Raw genomic sequence first — 16,544 nt, forward strand, 5'->3', positions numbered from 1 at the left:
AATAAAAAACAGTACATCCAATATTCTGAGAATGGAAATCTGTTCTGTGTGGCTTCGTGCTTAGGGTTTCTATCAATTAAATGCGGCGTTTTTAGAAATTATGATGCCGGGTTGAGGGAGGCATGTTAATCCGGTACGTACAATCCGGAATTATCTTAGCTAGTCGTTCACTGAATGCCACCAGGTTAGGGAAGGTGGCATTTTTATATGGCGTTGGGATGATGAATGACAGGTTGGGATTTGAAGTTGATTGTTAATTAAATATTTTTTGGTTATTTGTGGAGAGATAAAAAATTATTGCTCCAGTGGAGGGGTTGTGACTTTTATGGATAATGCAAAACGTTGTCTGACATTTACTGAAAATGAAGTAGCGGTTACCTGGTTTTTTATGACCGGGATGACAGTAAGGCAAATAGCCGAATGGATGAATCTGCCGGAGAAAGCAGTCAGTTATTATAAACGGAGAGTGATGAAAAAAATCGGCGTGAAGAATGATAATGAATTCATTATGTGGTTTTTGGAAAACAGGCTTTCTTATCAGAGGAGCGAGATTGAATTTTCTATCCTCCGTCAGAATAGAAGAGCGATCAGGATAAAGTAAATGTTGCAAAAGGATTTAATTGATATGGGAATTAAAAAGAATGCAAGATGCATCCTTACCAGCCTGTTTTTACTGTTATCACTTACAGGTTGTAGCCCTAGCATTTCGTCAAAAGCAAACAGGCAAGACTATACGCTGAGCCATGATTATTCTTCACTCGCCCAAAACGAACGTATTCGTTTCCTGGTTTTTCATTACACGGCCGCTGATAACGCGACATCGTTAAAACTTCTTACAGGTAATAATGTCAGCGCCCATTACCTTATTCCTGAGTCGCCTGACAATACAGCAGATAACCCCCTCATCTATCAACTGGTCCATGAAGATAAGCGCGCCTGGCACGCCGGTGTCAGTAACTGGAATGGGCGTGTCAATCTCAATGATTCTTCTGTCGGTATTGAGATTGTTAATCGTGGTTTTTCAGAAAATATGTTGGGACATAAAACCTGGTATCCCTACGATGAAAAACAAATCAAGGCGCTTGTCGGGTTGTCCAGGCGCATTATCCAGCGTTATAATATTACCCCTGATAACGTAGTCGGTCATAGTGATATCGCCCCCCTGCGAAAACAAGACCCCGGTAAGCTGTTTCCCTGGAAACAACTGGCTGCTCAGGGGATCGGGGCCTGGCCGGAAGCAGAGAAAATAAAAAAATATCTCAACGGTCGTCTGCCAACCGCACCTGTGAATGTTCATAAAATGCAGGTGCTACTTAAAACCTATGGATATGATGCTATTCCACAAACGGGTGTGCTGGACGAGGAGACTATAAAAACCATTCAGGCGTTTCAAATGCACTTCAGACCGGCGCTTGATAACGGCATACCTGATGCGGAAACAGAGGCAATTGCTCAGGCGCTTAACGAACAGTATCACCCAAAGGCCATTGATTGAAGGGATCATCAACTCAAGGCCAGGCAGCGACTTTGAGCATCGGGCTGTTACGGACGCCAGTCACGCAGAGGCGGTGTGCTGGGTGGGCGGCTAACGGGCAAACGTTATGTTTAGGCTGACTCCTTATAAGGGCTCCTGTCAGTTTGTGAACGGAGCCAGACGGAGATTCATATCGCAATTTTCCCGTGTTGGCTGTTGTGGATTTAACACCTGGTAAGGCATGTGGCGCGTTTCGCCTGTACTCGGCTTTGCCTTCAATACGTCAATCTGACGGGTTGAGGGCAGGAGCCAGCGCAATTGTTCGTTTTCACGCCCGACATGCTAGCAAGCGATGCGCGGTCACCTGTCAGGCTTGCCTGCACCATCACATTTTCCAATGACGCCTCATCTTGTAACTTCTCAACTCGCATGACAGTATCGTTACATGTATATACATGTACTACCGTTTACGCATCCATCCGTTCAACAATAGATCTCAACGCACCGCGTATGCTGTGTTCCAGTGAGGAAACTATGCCAGCTGAATCACCTGCAGCAGATTATTCAGGCGCAGAGAAACCGCGCCTGTCAGAAACCCGTTCGATTGATTACATCCCGCCGCGCGAACGTCACGGGCAGCCTTTCAGCCAGTTTACCCTCTGGTTTGGCGGTAATCTGCAAATCACCGCCATTGTCACGGGCGCGCTGGCTGTGGTTCTGGGCGGCGATGTGGTGTGGTCGCTGGTTGGGCTGCTGGTCGGCCAAATCATCGGGGCGGGCATCATGTCGTTACATGCCATTCAGGGCCCGCGCCTGGGGTTACCGCAGATGATCACCAGCCGCATGCAGTTTGGTGTATTCGGTGCGGTCATTCCCCTGGTGCTGATCTGTATAATGTACGTCGGCTTTTCTGCCAGTGGTACGGTGCTGGCGGGACAGGCGCTGGCGAAGCTTATTCACGTCAGCAACGCGACCGGAATGGTGGTGTTTAGCACCCTTATTGTGGTGATTGCGGTGCTGGGCTATCGTGTGATTCATCAACTGGGGAAACTGGCGAGCGTGATCGGCGTCCTGGCTTTTGCCTATTTGTTCATCACGCTGCTCTCCACTCACGACTTATCGGCGGTATGGCAGAATCGCCATTTTACGCTGGCTAACTTTCTGCTGGCGGTCTCGCTGTCTTCCTCCTGGCAAATTGCGTTTTGCCCCTATGTCTCTGACTATTCGCGCTATCTTCCCGCCGATGTTTCCGCAAGGACGCTGTTCTGCTCGGTGTTCTTTGGCAGCATGACCGGCACCCAGGCATCAATGACCCTGGGCGTGATCGTTGCCGCGATCGCCGGTAAGGCCTTTTCAGGCAATGAGGTTGGCTATATTGTGAGTCTGGGCAGCAGCGCCACCATGGCGATGGTGATCTATTTCGCCATCTGCTTTGGCAAAATTACGTTCACCACGTTAAATGCCTATGGCAGTTTTATGTCTCTGACGACCATTGTGTCGGGTTTTCGCCAGCAAACCTCGCTCAGTCGGGCGGGGCGCGTTATGTTTGTCACCTCAATGGTGACGCTGGCCTGCGTGATTGCCCTGCTGAGTGAACCGGCTTTCCTGAAATCCTTTACGCACTTCCTGCTGTTTCTGCTGGCTTTCTTTGTGCCCTGGAGCGCGATAAGCCTGACTGATTTTTATCTCATCACCCATGGCAAAGTAGATATCCCGGCGCTGTCGCAGCCAGACGGGCGCTATGGGCGCTGGAACGGGGCCGGTATTTCGGTCTACTTTCTGGGCGTGCTGGTGCAACTGCCGTTTATCGATAACCCGCTTTATCATGGTTCGCTGACCTGGATCTTTGCCGGCAACGACATCTCGTGGATCATCGGCTGGATTGTGACGGCGCTGCTGTGGCTGCTTGCCTGCCGGTGGGATCGGCGGGGCAAACTTGAAGCGTCTGTCTGCCCGGCCAAATAACCGCGAGACGATCGCCAACCGCGACGATCGTCTCGCATCATGTCCAACATTCCCGTCTGTCGCCGTCTGCCAGGGCAGGCTTGAACCTGTTACCCTGCGGGGAATTTTCTAGGTGTGCAGCCGATGACGCGCTTAAAGGCTTTTCTGAATGCACTTTCTGACTCGTATCCCAGCGAGGTGGCAATATGCAGTACAGAGTCATCAGTCTGTTGTAAGCGGTCGCAGGCCAACAGCATTCGCCACTGGGTGAGATAGGCAGCAGGAGCCATACCGACGGTTTGGCTAAAGTGTTGTGCGAACGCCGAACGTGACATTCCCACTTGCGTGGCGAGCGTTTCCACTGTCCAGCCCTGTCCGGGGGCATCGTGCATACAGGCTATCGCCGCGCTCAGCTTTTTATCGCGGAGAGCAAAGAGCCAGCCAGTGCGGGAAGTTGTGCTGTCATCGGCGTGCAATCGCAGGGCCTGTATGACCAGCATAAAAGCCAGTTGCTGCACGATAAGCTCGCTGCCCGGCTGAGGGGCGCGCACTTCCTGAGCCATCCGTTCCAGTGCCCAATACATCGCCTTTTTATCTGCGTCTCTGTGAACATGCACCACGGGTGATAAGGAATGCAAAAGCAGGCGTGCAGCGCGGCCAGCCAGTAAAAAATGCCCGCCTACCAGAAAACAACCTGACGTTTCGTGCGTTTTGCTTGCGATATCGGAAATCATTTCAGTCCGGACGGTCTGAAAATCGACCGGTTTTCGCGTTAAGTCTGTTGCCAGTCTGAAAGGGGGGCCGGGAGGTAAAAGATAACACTCTCCAGCGGTGAGTCTGACGGGCTCTGCCAGTCCCTCCACGGACAGCCAGCAGGATCCAAACACGACGGCATAGCATTTGACCCCGTCATGAGCGGGCCATTGGACTGCCTGCGCAGGATCGAGAACAACACCGCCTGAAACGTAACTTTCAGTTTTGAGTAGCGATAACAACTGTGATAGCGGGTCCATACTCTGCTCCGGACGATCGGACATAAAACAGCGACGTTCCAGCATAGAATGTATTACGCCTCCCGTCTAAATTAGCTGCATCGGGTTGTTAAATGATGGCTGATTCACAGTAAGGACGGACAGGATGCGAATTTTTCTTACCGGCGCGACGGGATTTATCGGCACCGCGGTTGCCGCTCAGCTTATTGCCTCCGGCTACCAGGTTGCAGGGCTGACCCGCAGCCAAAAAGGCGCGGAAGTGCTGGCTGCTGCGGGTGTCGAACCCTTTTTGGGCGACATTAACGACCTTCAATGCCTGCGGCGCGGCGCGTCACTAAGCGACGGGGTTATTCACACAGCGTTTAATCATGATTTTTCCACGTTTGTCGCCCAATGCGAAAAAGACAGGCTGGTGGTTGAGGCGCTGGGTGAAGCCCTGGCGGGAACGCAGCGGCCGCTGATCGTCACGTCCGCCGTCGCGCTGGGCTCAGCAGGGCCTGGCAGCCTGGCAGTTGAAAACCACGTTAACGTTGAACACCGCAATCCGCGTAAGGCGACAGAACGGGGCGCAATGGCGGTCTTAGAAAAAGGGATCAATGTTGCCGTCATCCGGCTCTCTCAGGTGCATAATCCCTTGAAACAAGGGCTAGTGACCTCATTGATTGAAACGGCCCGGCAAAAGGGCGTCTCGGCCTGGGTGGGCGAGGGTCAGAACCGCTGGTCGGCGGTACATATCAGTGATGCTGCACGGCTTTATGTCCTCGCCCTTGAAAAAAATCTGTCGGGCAGGCGCTATCATGCCGTAGCAGAAGAAGGTATTCCCCTGCGCAGCCTTGCCGAAACGATTGCGCAGGTGCTTGATGTGCCGGTGGTTCGCATTGAGGCGAGTGAAGCATCAGCACACTTTGGCGCGTTGAGCAAATTTGTTGCAGAGGACATGTCTGCTTCGGCTGCAATCACCCGCAGGGATCTGGACTGGAAACCACAGGGGCCCGGCTTACTGGCTGACCTTGAGCAGGTTCGTCTGCGTTAAAGGGATAACGACACTGCTCTGCCAGGTCCGCTGCACTCTAAGTGGACCTGCTCAACGTAATATGCCCCGCCAAAGCGACATCGTTCTGCCCGTCGCCCACCGCAGGCGTGAGTGATGCGCCGGGAGTATGCTTTCCCCCGGGAAAACCCCTTTTTCAACTGACGGGTAGGAGTGCGTGCCTTCTGCAAGATGACGGCTTTGTCTTTGACGTGGCGGTTATGCGGCAATCGTGCCTGTCTCGCTCGGCATGTTTTGCACCGAAGCCAGGCCTGCCAGGCCTTGCTGCGCTTTCGCGTATTTCCCCCGCTACCAGCAGAGCATGTCGGTTGAGTGAAGCCGATGGCGATATCTTACTTGCCCGAAAGTAAATAAGTCTTATTTTCAGTCGGTTATGAACACAACGCCGCTAAAAATGGCCGCCTTACGCGGTTTTTATCCGATTAAAGAGGCAGTGGGTCAAATTTTTCATAGACTACTATACGTAATCACGTCGTTCGCAGATAACCGAGAAAACAGCGGTTACTGATTTTAGTGACCTTTCATACAGCCGAAGGCTGTCGATTGCTTGAGAAGGGAAAATGATGTCGTTGATCTTTGATGAGTTCTCAGGGGTGCCAACCTGGGTGCCTGCGGTTTTGCTGGTTATCTTTTCGTTAATTGTGGGCTTTCTGTCCCGATTTGTTCTTTTTGTGTTTATTCGCTACTGGCAAAATCGCGACAGAAAACTGTTCAAATCGCTTGAAAAGCATCTACGTGGATCCCTGTTTCTATTTATTCCCCTACTGCTCATCAATATCGGGGTGAATTATATTAATATCCCCCCAAAATCCCTGAATTTTATCACCGCCACCGCCAATATTTTTATTATCCTGTCGGTCTGCTCGGTATTAATTCGGTTGACGAATGTGGCGCAGGATATGCTCTTCATCCGTTATGACATTAATCTGTCGAATAACCTTCGCGCCCGCAAGATTCGTACGCAATTAATGTATGTCAAAAAGGTCGCCATCGTCATCCTGGTGTTATTCTGTCTGTCCATGATTCTGCTGAGCTTTCCGGGTGTGCGTAAATTTGGCACGACGATTCTGGCGGGTGCTGGCGTAGCCGGAATCATCATTGGCTTTGCACTGCAGAAGTCGCTGGTGAATCTGTTTGCCGGAATCCAAATTGCCTTCACGCAACCGATAAAAATTGACGATGCCGTGGTCGTGGAAAAAGAGTGGGGCTGGATTGAGGAGATCAATCTGACCTACGTTGTCGTGCGTATCTGGGACCTGCGCCGACTGGTTCTGCCCATTACCTACTTTACCGAAAATGCCTTTCAGAACTGGACGCGGAATAACGCGCAAATACTCGGCTCGGTTTTTCTTTACGTGGATTATTCCATGCCGCTGGAACCTCTCCGCCAGCATTTTGAAAAAGTACTCAGTGAAACGAGGCTTTGGGATCAGCAGACGCAGGTGCTCCAGGTCACCGATACCAGCGAAAAAACCATGACCATCAGGTTGTTAATGACCGCACAGAACTCTCCCACGGCCTGGGATTTACGCTGTTACGTACGTGAGAAAATGATTGAGTTTATTCAGCAACATTATCCGCAGAGTTTGCCGCATGTCAGAGCGACGCTGACCGATTCGGAGATGAACGGCCAGGAGGCCAGGTCGCAACCGGGTTCGCTTGGGTGACAGCGCACAGAATACAGATGTGCCGGACGGGGCATAAGCGCTATTGTGCCTGTGTCTGGCGCACTTGTGCAGCCAGTCAGCGGATTCATTCGTTCATCGACCGTTTATCTGTTGTTAGTGAACTGCTCTGAAATCAGGCCCTTGCTGGCGAATTTATGACTCACAGGACGTCATGATGAAGAAATTTTTGGCATTAATGTTTGCGTGTACTGCCCTTGTCCCCTTGAGTGCTGAGGCCGACAGTACCTATGTTTTTTTTCGTCATGGCGAAAAACCCGACAACGCAAGTGGTCAACTGACCTGCAAAGGTCTTAATCGGGCCTTGAAACTTCCTGCAGTGTTGCTGAGCCGCTATGGAAACCCGGATGCGCTTTACGCCTCTGCACCGAAAGAGGATAAAACAGGGAGTTCGCTGCGGCCACTCTCCACGCTGATCCCTCTGGCGGTGCAGGTTTCCAGGCCTGTAATACTGCGCTTTCACGCGGATAAACCCCGTAAACTGGTCTCTGACCTTCTCAATGAGAAACGCGTTCCGCTGACCATGATCGCCTGGGAGCATAAAAATCTGGTCATTGCTGCCCGGACACTTGTTGAAAAAACGGGCGGAGATGCGGGGCTTGTACCTGACTGGCCGTCAGCGGATTTTGATTCAATTTATGTGGTAAAAATTGACGATCGCCAGCACTTCAAATCATTTACTCAGGATGCAGAGGGGCTCAATGACGTTTCATCCCAATGTCCTGACCAGTCATAATTCACGAAGCCGGGGTTTACTGTGTGGCAGAACGGCATCCAACGCGTAAAGGTGGCGAGAGCCTGTTAATATTTTTGACAATCGGTTAAGCGGGATGCGTTTTGATGGACAAAAGTGATCTTACTGAAACGTCTCGGATCAAACATGGGGAAGAGGCGTTTGACGTCACCTTATTGCAGGTTAAGGGGGCGACGCGCTGTATCCTTTTTGCTGCGGGGCTGGGCGGCAGTCCGCTGCGCCATCTTGAACTTCTCCAGACCTTTGCCCGCCATGGCGTTTCCGTTGTCGCGCCACACTTTGAACGGTTGACCTCACCCGTGCCCACCAGAGCTGAATTACTGGAACGCTGCCAGCGGCTTGCGCGGGCTCAGAATGAATTTTGTAGCGGTTATGCGTCGGTTACCGGTGTTGGCCACTCCCTGGGTAGCGTGATTTTATTGCTGAATGCCGGGGCTGTAGCGATGACAAGCGCTGGGGAATCGGTTGTTTTCGCAGGCGACCGGATGTTGCATCGACTTATTTTACTGGCACCGCCCGCCGATTTTTTCCAGGTTCCGTCTGCGCTGGCAGCGGTGAACGTACCTGTTCACATCTGGGCAGGTGAAAAGGACAGCCTGACGCCCCCGTCCCAGGCCTGCTTTCTTAAACAGGCACTGGAGGGTTACACGCAGACTTATCTCTGTGTGATGGAAGAGGCCGGGCATTTTACCTTCATGAATACCTTGCCTCCGCAGGTAACCGATTCACATCCGTCGCGAGAGGCCTTTCTTTTAGATTTGGGCGAAAACATAGCCCGGCTGGTGACTGATTAGCACAGAGGGCGGGGCGATGAGATTTTTGCAGGGATAACCTCTTCCAGCTGATACGATTCAATCATACTCATCAAAAGCATCATTTCATCCTGTCTTAGGGGCTACTGTGAAACAGAAATCGAACTATCGCGTGGGTGACTGTGACGTCTTCAAGGTTTCTGAACTTGAGGCGTCATTATCTGTGAGCATGCTATATCCAGACCAGCAGCTGGACGGCCTTTCTCCTGAAAATATCGCGCTTTCGGTGCATAGCTGGATTGTCCGGACGCCGGATAACGTCATTGTCATTGATACAGCGAGTGGTAATGGACGTGAGCGCCCCGGCTCTCCGCTTTCCCACCAACTGGATACGCCTTATGAACAACGTTTTCGCGAGACAGGCATTGATCCCGATGAGGTGGACATCGTTTTGCTCACCCATCTGCATGGCGACCATGTTGGCTGGAATACCCATCAGGTTGAAGGCAAGTGGACGCCATTTTTCAAAAATGCGCGCTATCACTGTTCCGCTATTGGCCTGAAAAGCTGGCAAAACGATCCGGCAAGAAAAACGGTTTTAGAAGACAGCTTTAACCCGCTGATCGATGCCGGGTTACTTGAGACGTTCGATGTGAGTCAAACGCCGCATTTCGCAGAAGTGTTACGCGTTGTCCCGACGCCAGGGCACAGCCACGATCATGCGTCGATTATCCTGCACAGTGCGGGGGAATATGCCTTATTCAGCGGTGACCTGATGCATAACGAGCTTCAGGTCAGGCAGCCTCATCTGGCCTCACGCTTTTGTGCCAACGCAGAGCAGGCTGAAGTTCAACGCCGCTGGGCGATGGAATGGGCTGTCGAGAATCAGGCGCTATGGTTCAGCGCTCACTTTGCCCGAAGTTCCGCCGGTCATATCAATAAAACGGCAAACGGCTTTGAATGGCGTTTTGTCTGAGCCGGTTGGGTTATCTCACGTTGTCATCCTTGCCTGACCTCAGTGCGCCCCGTGTTGAATGGCGGTGCCGGGGCAGGCGGCATCAATCTAGGATTTCCCCACGTTGCACGCGTCCCCGCGACGTTTGCGCGCAACGGAGAAACGGTTCGCATGGATGCGCCCGGACGCCTGACTGTTTATTGGGGTTAACGGTGTATCTGGTGCAAGCGATCTGACCCTAAAAGGTCAGGGCGTGACCGCGACGTTCGAAAACGGGCTGCAGCCTCACGTTAAGACAGGCGAACTCATGCCGCTGCCTGACGCGTGGTGGGCCTTTTTTGCAGGCTCCTGGTGATATTTTCCCCACCGGTTAATGTCTGCGCCGTTGCGCGCAGTTATTGATTGTCTTAAAAAGGATTGCAAGGCTTCTGCGGATTCCGGCATGCGCTTAGGTTTCGCGTCGGTGACGGGTAGGCGAGCGCTAAGGTGCAGCAAGGTTGTCGCAGTCCGACTGTTTTCGGCACATCGTAAAACGGCGACAAAAAGAGGCCGCAACAGCGGGCATTAAATCGTTTTTCCAGGCAATATCCAGGTCACCGACATTGTCACATGTCACACCTGCCGACACATCGCGGCAGCTGTGACGTTCGGCGGTCGTCATCGCACTTTGTAAACCGGTACTCAGATGGGATTGATAGTCATCAAGCGCATCACGAATGTCAGCCGGTGCGAGCCATTCAAGATGTTTAGCTGGGCACTGGCGAGCGAGTTCAGCCTGATAGATCTGCCAGACATTGGCAACGGGGGGCGCTGCCAGCGCAGCGGTTGTTCCTGCAAACAACAAGACAGCCATCTGATATCGCATGATCATTTTCACCGCTCAAAGCCTTAACGTTCGGCCTGGTTTATTGCGGATAATACCGCTGCATCAGGCTCATCCCTAAAGTCACCCTCAGCTACGGTCGAAAAGCCGGGGTTAACAGGGTGCAGAAAGCCGATCAGCGCCTTTACGTCAGTCTCTGCTGCGCGCTGAGCGTAAAGGGCACTATAGCACTGCACTCCCTCTTCCAACAGGGGCTCTTATCAGCCAAAAACGGCGTAGAAACCGGGCGCGGTGATCCCGTTGGCGATGCTGGCCTTAAGCCTCGTGAGACGGTGTGATGCATCGGCGTGCTGTCAGAAAAGATGCGTTGCATGGTGGTTTTTTTGGATGCTTCAAGGCGCCGTACGGCAATGTCTTTGATCGCATTACCACATGGACAGGTCGCAACGCCGTTCTGCTGCTGGCGCGCTGTTTCGCAGTGCCTGGCAGTCGGCTTACACCAGGGGCACGTGGACATACAGGATGTTTTCAAAGCCGGACCGGGAAGGGGGAACAACCGTCCAGTACAGTCGGCACCCCTCACAGAAATGTCCGCCCCTGATGAGGGGCAAATCGCGCTTTTGGCCTGAACTCGGGTCTTATCGACAGGCGGGTAACGGTCAGGCGCATTTCCTGTGATTTGACGTGCCGTCAGCCTCCATAAGTCCCTACGACCAGCTTGCCTGCCCGGTTGCAATCTCGCTCAGTGGCTCTTCGCGCCACTGCCAGGGTTGCCGAAGAACGACCCGGCTGGCGAATTTGGCAATACCGATCTCATCGTCCAGCAAACGATCCATCAGGTCCTGAAACCTGTGAAGATTCGGGGCGATGATTTTCAACAGATAGTCATAGCCTCCGCTGATGTTGTAGCACTCTACAATCTCCCGGTACTTACAGGCGCCGGATTCGAATTTGATAAAATCGGACGGGTAATGACTGTTCAGGGTGATTTCGGAGAACACAACCAGGTTATTACCCAGTTTATTCAGCGTAACCCTGGCGGCGTAACCCGAAATAATTCCGCTCTGCTCCAGGCGTCGGGTGCGCGCCAGGCAGGGACTGGGGCTGAGGCTGATCGCCTCAGCCAGTTCCACTATCGAACACCGCCCCTCGCGCTGAAGATGCTCAAGTATTCTGATATCGGTACGATCGAGGGGTTTAGTGTGCGTCATGGTCAGGTGATTACCTCAGAACAGACTGGGAAGCCCTGGCGGCCGTCGCTTCTGTCAGCGACTGATCGAGGACATCGATTATCATTCCCGCCTGATCTGCCGTCAAGACCAGCGGTGGGCGAATTTTCAGCACGTTGTGGCCCATTGCGCATGCGCTCAGCAGCACGCCTTTTTGACGCATTCTGTTCACCACCTGACTGGTCAGCCAGCGATCCGGGGTGCGCGACAGAAGATCGGAAACCAGTTCCACGCCAACGAAGAGGCCGGCACCGCGAACATCACCGATCGCCTCATGCTTTTTACCCAGCGCGGTTATGCCATCAAGCAGCTGTTTGCCTACATCGCGCGCATGGGCAACCAGGCCATCCCTTTCAATGGTTTTCAGAACGGCCAGTGCGGCTGCGCAGGAAACGGTATTGCCCGCAAAAGTATTGAAATACCGTGAGCGTTGACCAAACTCCGCAAGCACGTCAGCGGTGGCCAGCAGGCCGGCAATCGGCTGACCGTTGCCCATCGGCTTGCCCAGCGTCACCATGTCCGGAATAACGCCGTGGCGCTGGAAGCCCCACATTGTCTCGCCTGTGCGCCCAAAGCCGGGCTGAACTTCATCGGCAATAAACACGCCACCGGCCCGCTTGATGGCTTCAACTGCACCTTTCATAAAGCCCACCGGACCAGGCAAGATGCCATCGCTGGTGAACAAGGAATCGACGATCAGCGCGGCGGGTTTGATGCCGTGACGCTGCAGGTCGGCGATTGCGTTTTCCACGTCGCGCGTGAAGCGCTCGCTAAGATCGGCTCCCTCAGCATGATAAAGCCGTGGGGCAGGAATCAGGCGCACATGGGCGCCAAGATCCACCGACGTGCCTAAAGAGGGCGAAAACTGAGACACCGCGTCCGTGATGCCGTGATAGGCCGTCTCGGTCACAATAATGCCGGTGCCCCCGGTACGAACTTTGGCAATACGGTAAGCCAGGTCATTGGCCTCACTGCCTGTGCAGGTCAGCATCAGATGCGCAAGCGCGGTTTCCGGCACGGTGGCCAGCAGGCGTTCGGCCAGTTCCAGAATGGTGTCGTGCAGGTAGCGGGTATTTGTTGCCAGCGTCTGAACCTGCTGACAGATGGCCTCGGTGACGGCAGGATGGCAGTGCCCAAGCGAGGTGACATTATTATAAATATCCAGATAGCGACGGCCCTCAGGATCGAAGAGCCACACGCCTTCACCGCGTACGATATGTAAGGGATGCTCGTACATCAGGCGATAGGCCGGGCCGAGCAGCGCATCGCGCCGTTGAATCATCGCGGCGGTGACCGGTCCCACGTCGACCTGGCCGGGGATATAGGCGTTTACCATATTGAGATCTGTCGTGCTTTTCATACAATTCTCCGGTTTCAGAGTTCAGCCAGCAGTCGGTCACGTGCCATATCGCGAGACAGATCCGCCATTAAAGACAGCGCCTCCCACGCGGCTGGGTTGTGCCGCATGATATAGGCGCGATTGTGTGGATAGCGAACCGCGCGCCACTCGGTAATCAAAACGGTAATCAGATGACGGGTCGCCATCAGATCGGTCACGACCGCCTGCTCCAGATCGGTAAGCGGGAGCGTCTGGTGGTAGGCGCCGACAAACTGGGCGGCGCCGGCAAAAGGATCGACGCTGCCTGTCATCTGAAAGGCCGCCGCGGTTGCGACTTCGCCGACCAGGGGGGCATAAAGCATGTCGCCAAAATCGATAATGCCCGTAATATGATCCTGCGCCTCTGGCGCAACCATCACGTTGTAGAGATGGAAGTCGTTATGGATAACCTGCGCCCTCAGCGCCGGAAGGCGCGGCAGGATATGGGTGATAAAACGTGTCATAAATTTTTCAGCCAGCCTGCGACGGGTGGGATCCACGAGGTCTTCCAGCTTATCCATCAGGCGATGCGCGGCTGAAACGTTCCAGAGAAGATCGTGGCTGGCAGCGGGATGGCTGAATGCCTGTAAAGCCAGGTCAAGCCGGGCCAGACAGGTGCCCATCGCGCAACGCTGTGCTGGGGTTCTCTCCGTATCCTTAACCTGTATACCGTCTAAATAGGTCAGCATTCTGACGGTCGTTATTTCTCCTCCGTCAAGAGTGACGTTGTCACGCAGGGAGCCCTCTAGCGTTCGCACGACGCGCGGCGTGGACAGCCCGGGCGCAGCCTCGGCGATGTGATTAAGCGCGGCAATCTGAAAGTCCACGATGGACAGCGCTTCAGAGGGATTACTGATCTTTAACACATAGCGCGTGCCGTCGGCCTGCTCGATGCAACAGTTCTGATCGCGCTCACTGGCCAGCGGCAGGACGGTGCCCTCAATGCCATATTTTTCAGACACTAAAGATTGGATAGCCGGCAGCGAAAGCGCTGGCGCAGCTGTGCTGAGTGCGACCGCCTTGGGCCTCTGTTCATCAGGCATCATATTTCCTCGTTTCTCCGCACCCAGAGACGCATTAAAGACCAAGCAGGCCGGCAAGCTGGCGGAAGTCGGTGAGCCGATCAACGCCATAACCTTCTAAGGCGGGTTCATGCCCACGATCGATAAACGCTTTGGCCATAAAGCCAAGGTCGGATGCCGTCATCAGGTCATAACGGAAGCTGGAGGAGCAGTGCATCATCTGCTCGGGTCCGCAGCCCAACTGGTCAAACATGTATTCGAAAATCTGTGCACGCGGCTTATAAGCCTGAGCCGCTTCAGCGGTGTACACCGCATGAAAAGGCGCTTTAAGATGGGCGACGCTGTGGGGAATAAGATCCACCATCGAATTCGACAAAATCACTAACGGAATATGTTGAGAGATCAATTCCAGCGTTTCCACAACGTGAGGATGTGGCTGCCAGGTCGGCACCGCGTTATAGAGAGTGAGTGCATCAGAATCGCGGTACGCCACATCATGCGCTTTACAGGCCCGCTGAATAGCGTTTTCAACGACCTGAAAAAACGGCTTCCAGTCACCCAGCACTTCATCAAGCCGGTAGAAACGGAAGCTGTCCAGAAACGCAGGCATTCGCTGTTCTGCAATCCGGTCGGCAAAAAGCCCCTTAGCGGTCGGCCCCATTTCAAAGTTTATGAGCGTTCCGTAGCAGTCGAAGCTGATAAATTTTGGCTGATAAATCATGCGATTAACCTCTTTAATTTGTTTTAAAGAAGTATATCGCTGTGACCGAACAGATAATTTCTTATTGACCCGGTAACGGAGTGGTTTTTGCTCAATTCACAGTGGGGGGCGGCATTATTCATCTGCCGCCAGCCACGCCCTCATGGTCTTCCCGACCTCTCTGCCCGAAAAGCTTAGGTGCAGAGCAGAAATTTATCGGCCACACTTAGCCCAAAGACGTAGTTTGCACCCGCATTGTGTTTTACACTGCGCGCTGAAAAAATTGAGTAGATAAACGATTAGGTAGGCGGTAATGGCGATGAATGGAACAATCACAACCTGGTTTCAGGATAAAGGCTTTGGCTTTATCAAAGATGAAAACGGTGATAACCGGTATTTTCACGTGATTAAGGTCGCCAACCCTGATCTGATTAAGAAAGATGCGGCGGTGACGTTTGAACCCACCACCAACAATAAAGGGCTGTCGGCCTTTGCGGTGAAAGTCCTGCCAGAGAGCAAATACATTTTTATCGCGGGTGAGCGAATCAAGCTCACTGCCATCAAGTCTTATGTGGTCTTCAGCGAGGAAGTGCCTGCCAGCAGCCGTATCGATAAAGAAAATACGGTGCTGTCTGTGGGCATCTTGATGAACAATATCAAACCTAAATCCGCAGCCCAGGCCGATGAGATGCGTACGTTGAAAAAACTGGCCATCACCACCTTTCAGGGCGCAACCTTAATCTTCTCTGAAGATGAGATAGACATTGATGCCACGGTAAAAATGCTCAAGGTCTGACATCATCAGACCTGTCTGCCAGTGCCTCGCCTGACAGGGCGCTGGCGGCGTTTATGCCTTCTTTTTATCTCTCTTCGCGCTTTCCCGCCTGTGACTAACAGGTTTGTTATATTCCAGTGCGCGTCTTGATGAGTTTACAGACTTCCCTCAACGTCGTCTCTGTTGCGCATAGCCGATTGCGTTAGCGAACCACCGGCTCCCTCTCAGCCAACATCTGCAGGACGCTAACCCGGGGATGAACGGTTGACGGATACCGGACCCAACGGTGGGAACCTCACGACTTCGCACATACAACGTCCGCTCGAATCTTAAGTGCGCACCACATCAGCGTCTGCAATCTGCTATCGCCTCAGGTATAATCCCGCCCATTCCTCATCAGATTCAGAGAACAAGATGGCAAAACTCACCTTACAAGAGCAGCTGTTAAAAGCAGGATTAGTCACCAGTAAGAAAATGGACAAGGTCCAGAGAACGGCCAAAAAATCGCGTGTTCAGGCCCGCGAGGCGCGCGAAGCTGTAGAAGAAAACAAAAAAGCCCAGCAAGAGCGTGACAAGCAGCTCAATGAACAACAACGGCAGGCTGTGCTTTCAAAAGAGTACAAGGCGCAGGTGAAGCAGCTGATTGACATGAACAAAATCGACATTTCCCGAGGTGATATCGGTTTTAACTTCACAGATAACAACCTGATTAAAAAAATCATGGTGGATAAGCCCACCCAGGCACAACTTATCAATGGCCGTCTGGCGATCGCACGTTTGCAGGTGGATAACAGCGAAGAGAGCCATTACGCCATTATTCCCGCGAGCGTTGCTGATAAAATTGCCCAACGTGATGCCAACAGTATTGTTTTAAACAGTGCGCTGAGTCAGGAAGCCCAGGATGAAGACGATCCCTATGCCGATTTCAAAGTACCCGATGATCTGATGTGGTAATGATTGCAATCAGGCGGGATAACCGATGAGCCTTGCTGCAAAGTGCTGCGCACTCT

At 52.9% G+C, this 16,544-nt stretch carries 16 protein-coding genes; 10 read left to right on the top strand and 6 right to left on the bottom strand.

The annotated features are described in order from the left end of the window. Positions 1-325: 325 nt before the first annotated feature. The 3 genes from NYE92_RS02995 to NYE92_RS03005 all read left to right on the top strand — a co-directional run bounded on the left by NYE92_RS02995 (position 326) and on the right by NYE92_RS03005 (position 3,439). On the top strand, positions 326-601 hold the full coding sequence (locus tag NYE92_RS02995) for a helix-turn-helix transcriptional regulator (protein WP_022622731.1): 276 nt from the start codon (positions 326-328) through the stop codon (positions 599-601). Next, positions 602-1,495, top strand: coding sequence for an N-acetylmuramoyl-L-alanine amidase (locus tag NYE92_RS03000; protein ID WP_259018495.1), 894 nt, complete (start codon positions 602-604; stop codon positions 1,493-1,495). It begins immediately after the preceding gene. Positions 1,496-2,008: 513 nt separating this feature from the next. Beyond that, positions 2,009-3,439, top strand: a complete 1,431-nt coding sequence (locus NYE92_RS03005; protein ID WP_259018497.1) for a cytosine permease — start codon at positions 2,009-2,011, stop codon at positions 3,437-3,439. Positions 3,440-3,528: 89 nt separating this feature from the next. Here NYE92_RS03005 and NYE92_RS03010 read toward each other — a convergent pair whose 3' ends face one another. Further along, a complete protein-coding gene (locus tag NYE92_RS03010) occupies positions 3,529-4,476 on the bottom strand; it encodes an AraC family transcriptional regulator (RefSeq protein WP_259018499.1) in 948 nt (315 codons plus the stop codon). A 79-nt stretch (positions 4,477-4,555) separates the two neighbouring features. Here NYE92_RS03010 and NYE92_RS03015 point away from each other — a divergent pair, with 79 nt between their 5' ends. The 5 genes from NYE92_RS03015 to NYE92_RS03035 all read left to right on the top strand — a co-directional run bounded on the left by NYE92_RS03015 (position 4,556) and on the right by NYE92_RS03035 (position 9,628). Next, positions 4,556-5,443, top strand: coding sequence for an SDR family oxidoreductase (locus NYE92_RS03015; RefSeq protein WP_259018500.1), 888 nt, complete (start codon positions 4,556-4,558; stop codon positions 5,441-5,443). Between the two features lie 581 nt (positions 5,444-6,024). Further along, on the top strand, positions 6,025-7,128 hold the full coding sequence (locus NYE92_RS03020) for a mechanosensitive ion channel family protein (protein ID WP_015700371.1): 1,104 nt from the start codon (positions 6,025-6,027) through the stop codon (positions 7,126-7,128). Between the two features lie 172 nt (positions 7,129-7,300). Continuing rightward, entirely contained in the window at positions 7,301-7,882 is a 582-nt protein-coding gene (locus tag NYE92_RS03025) for a histidine phosphatase family protein (protein ID WP_014593637.1), read from the top strand. Positions 7,883-7,986: 104 nt separating this feature from the next. After that, positions 7,987-8,694 carry an alpha/beta fold hydrolase gene (locus NYE92_RS03030; RefSeq protein WP_019105268.1) on the top strand — a complete coding sequence of 236 codons (708 nt, stop codon included), beginning with the start codon at positions 7,987-7,989 and terminating at the stop codon, positions 8,692-8,694. A gap of 106 nt (positions 8,695-8,800) precedes the next feature. Continuing rightward, positions 8,801-9,628, top strand: a complete 828-nt coding sequence (locus tag NYE92_RS03035) for an MBL fold metallo-hydrolase (protein WP_015700369.1) — start codon at positions 8,801-8,803, stop codon at positions 9,626-9,628. Positions 9,629-10,088: 460 nt separating this feature from the next. Here the strand turns inward: NYE92_RS03035 and NYE92_RS03040 are convergent, their stop codons facing one another. The 5 genes from NYE92_RS03040 to NYE92_RS03060 form a co-directional block, all read right to left on the bottom strand. Then, on the bottom strand, positions 10,089-10,472 hold the full coding sequence (locus NYE92_RS03040; RefSeq protein ID WP_015700368.1) for a hypothetical protein: 384 nt from the start codon (positions 10,470-10,472) through the stop codon (positions 10,089-10,091). A 665-nt stretch (positions 10,473-11,137) separates the two neighbouring features. After that, on the bottom strand, positions 11,138-11,641 hold the full coding sequence (locus NYE92_RS03045; RefSeq protein ID WP_014605903.1) for an Lrp/AsnC family transcriptional regulator: 504 nt from the start codon (positions 11,639-11,641) through the stop codon (positions 11,138-11,140). A gap of 10 nt (positions 11,642-11,651) precedes the next feature. Continuing rightward, a complete protein-coding gene (locus tag NYE92_RS03050; RefSeq protein WP_259018501.1) occupies positions 11,652-13,019 on the bottom strand; it encodes an aspartate aminotransferase family protein in 1,368 nt (455 codons plus the stop codon). A gap of 14 nt (positions 13,020-13,033) precedes the next feature. Next, on the bottom strand, positions 13,034-13,999 hold the full coding sequence (locus NYE92_RS03055; RefSeq protein WP_259018502.1) for a phosphotransferase: 966 nt from the start codon (positions 13,997-13,999) through the stop codon (positions 13,034-13,036). 115 nt (positions 14,000-14,114) lie between these two features. After that, positions 14,115-14,780, bottom strand: coding sequence for a haloacid dehalogenase type II (locus NYE92_RS03060; protein ID WP_013025691.1), 666 nt, complete (start codon positions 14,778-14,780; stop codon positions 14,115-14,117). Positions 14,781-15,072: 292 nt separating this feature from the next. On the opposite strand from NYE92_RS03060, the gene NYE92_RS03065 reads away from it, so the two are divergent. Together NYE92_RS03065 and NYE92_RS03070 are read left to right on the top strand one after the other, a co-directional pair. Then, on the top strand, positions 15,073-15,555 hold the full coding sequence (locus NYE92_RS03065) for a cold-shock protein (RefSeq protein WP_013025692.1): 483 nt from the start codon (positions 15,073-15,075) through the stop codon (positions 15,553-15,555). 393 nt (positions 15,556-15,948) lie between these two features. Continuing rightward, positions 15,949-16,488, top strand: a complete 540-nt coding sequence (locus NYE92_RS03070) for a DUF2058 domain-containing protein (RefSeq protein WP_014593642.1) — start codon at positions 15,949-15,951, stop codon at positions 16,486-16,488. Positions 16,489-16,544: the final 56 nt, after the last annotated feature.

It is taken from the genome of Pantoea sp. B566 (genome assembly GCF_024793925.1).
Taxonomy (GTDB): domain Bacteria; phylum Pseudomonadota; class Gammaproteobacteria; order Enterobacterales; family Enterobacteriaceae; genus Pantoea; species Pantoea ananatis.

What these genes read in the sequence shown, in the direction of transcription:
- NYE92_RS02995 (WP_022622731.1), top strand. Translation starts at nt 326, where the DNA reads ATGGATAATGCAAAACGTTGTCTGACATTTACTGAAAATGAAGTAGCG.
- NYE92_RS03000 (WP_259018495.1), top strand. Translation starts at nt 602, where the DNA reads ATGTTGCAAAAGGATTTAATTGATATGGGAATTAAAAAGAATGCAAGA.
- NYE92_RS03005 (WP_259018497.1), top strand. Translation starts at nt 2,009, where the DNA reads ATGCCAGCTGAATCACCTGCAGCAGATTATTCAGGCGCAGAGAAACCG.
- NYE92_RS03010 (WP_259018499.1), bottom strand. Translation starts at nt 4,476, where the DNA reads ATGCTGGAACGTCGCTGTTTTATGTCCGATCGTCCGGAGCAGAGTATG.
- NYE92_RS03015 (WP_259018500.1), top strand. Translation starts at nt 4,556, where the DNA reads ATGCGAATTTTTCTTACCGGCGCGACGGGATTTATCGGCACCGCGGTT.
- NYE92_RS03020 (WP_015700371.1), top strand. Translation starts at nt 6,025, where the DNA reads ATGTCGTTGATCTTTGATGAGTTCTCAGGGGTGCCAACCTGGGTGCCT.
- NYE92_RS03025 (WP_014593637.1), top strand. Translation starts at nt 7,301, where the DNA reads ATGATGAAGAAATTTTTGGCATTAATGTTTGCGTGTACTGCCCTTGTC.
- NYE92_RS03030 (WP_019105268.1), top strand. Translation starts at nt 7,987, where the DNA reads ATGGACAAAAGTGATCTTACTGAAACGTCTCGGATCAAACATGGGGAA.
- NYE92_RS03040 (WP_015700368.1), bottom strand. Translation starts at nt 10,472, where the DNA reads ATGCGATATCAGATGGCTGTCTTGTTGTTTGCAGGAACAACCGCTGCG.
- NYE92_RS03045 (WP_014605903.1), bottom strand. Translation starts at nt 11,641, where the DNA reads ATGACGCACACTAAACCCCTCGATCGTACCGATATCAGAATACTTGAG.
- NYE92_RS03050 (WP_259018501.1), bottom strand. Translation starts at nt 13,019, where the DNA reads ATGAAAAGCACGACAGATCTCAATATGGTAAACGCCTATATCCCCGGC.
- NYE92_RS03060 (WP_013025691.1), bottom strand. Translation starts at nt 14,780, where the DNA reads ATGATTTATCAGCCAAAATTTATCAGCTTCGACTGCTACGGAACGCTC.
- NYE92_RS03065 (WP_013025692.1), top strand. Translation starts at nt 15,073, where the DNA reads ATGGCGATGAATGGAACAATCACAACCTGGTTTCAGGATAAAGGCTTT.
- NYE92_RS03070 (WP_014593642.1), top strand. Translation starts at nt 15,949, where the DNA reads ATGGCAAAACTCACCTTACAAGAGCAGCTGTTAAAAGCAGGATTAGTC.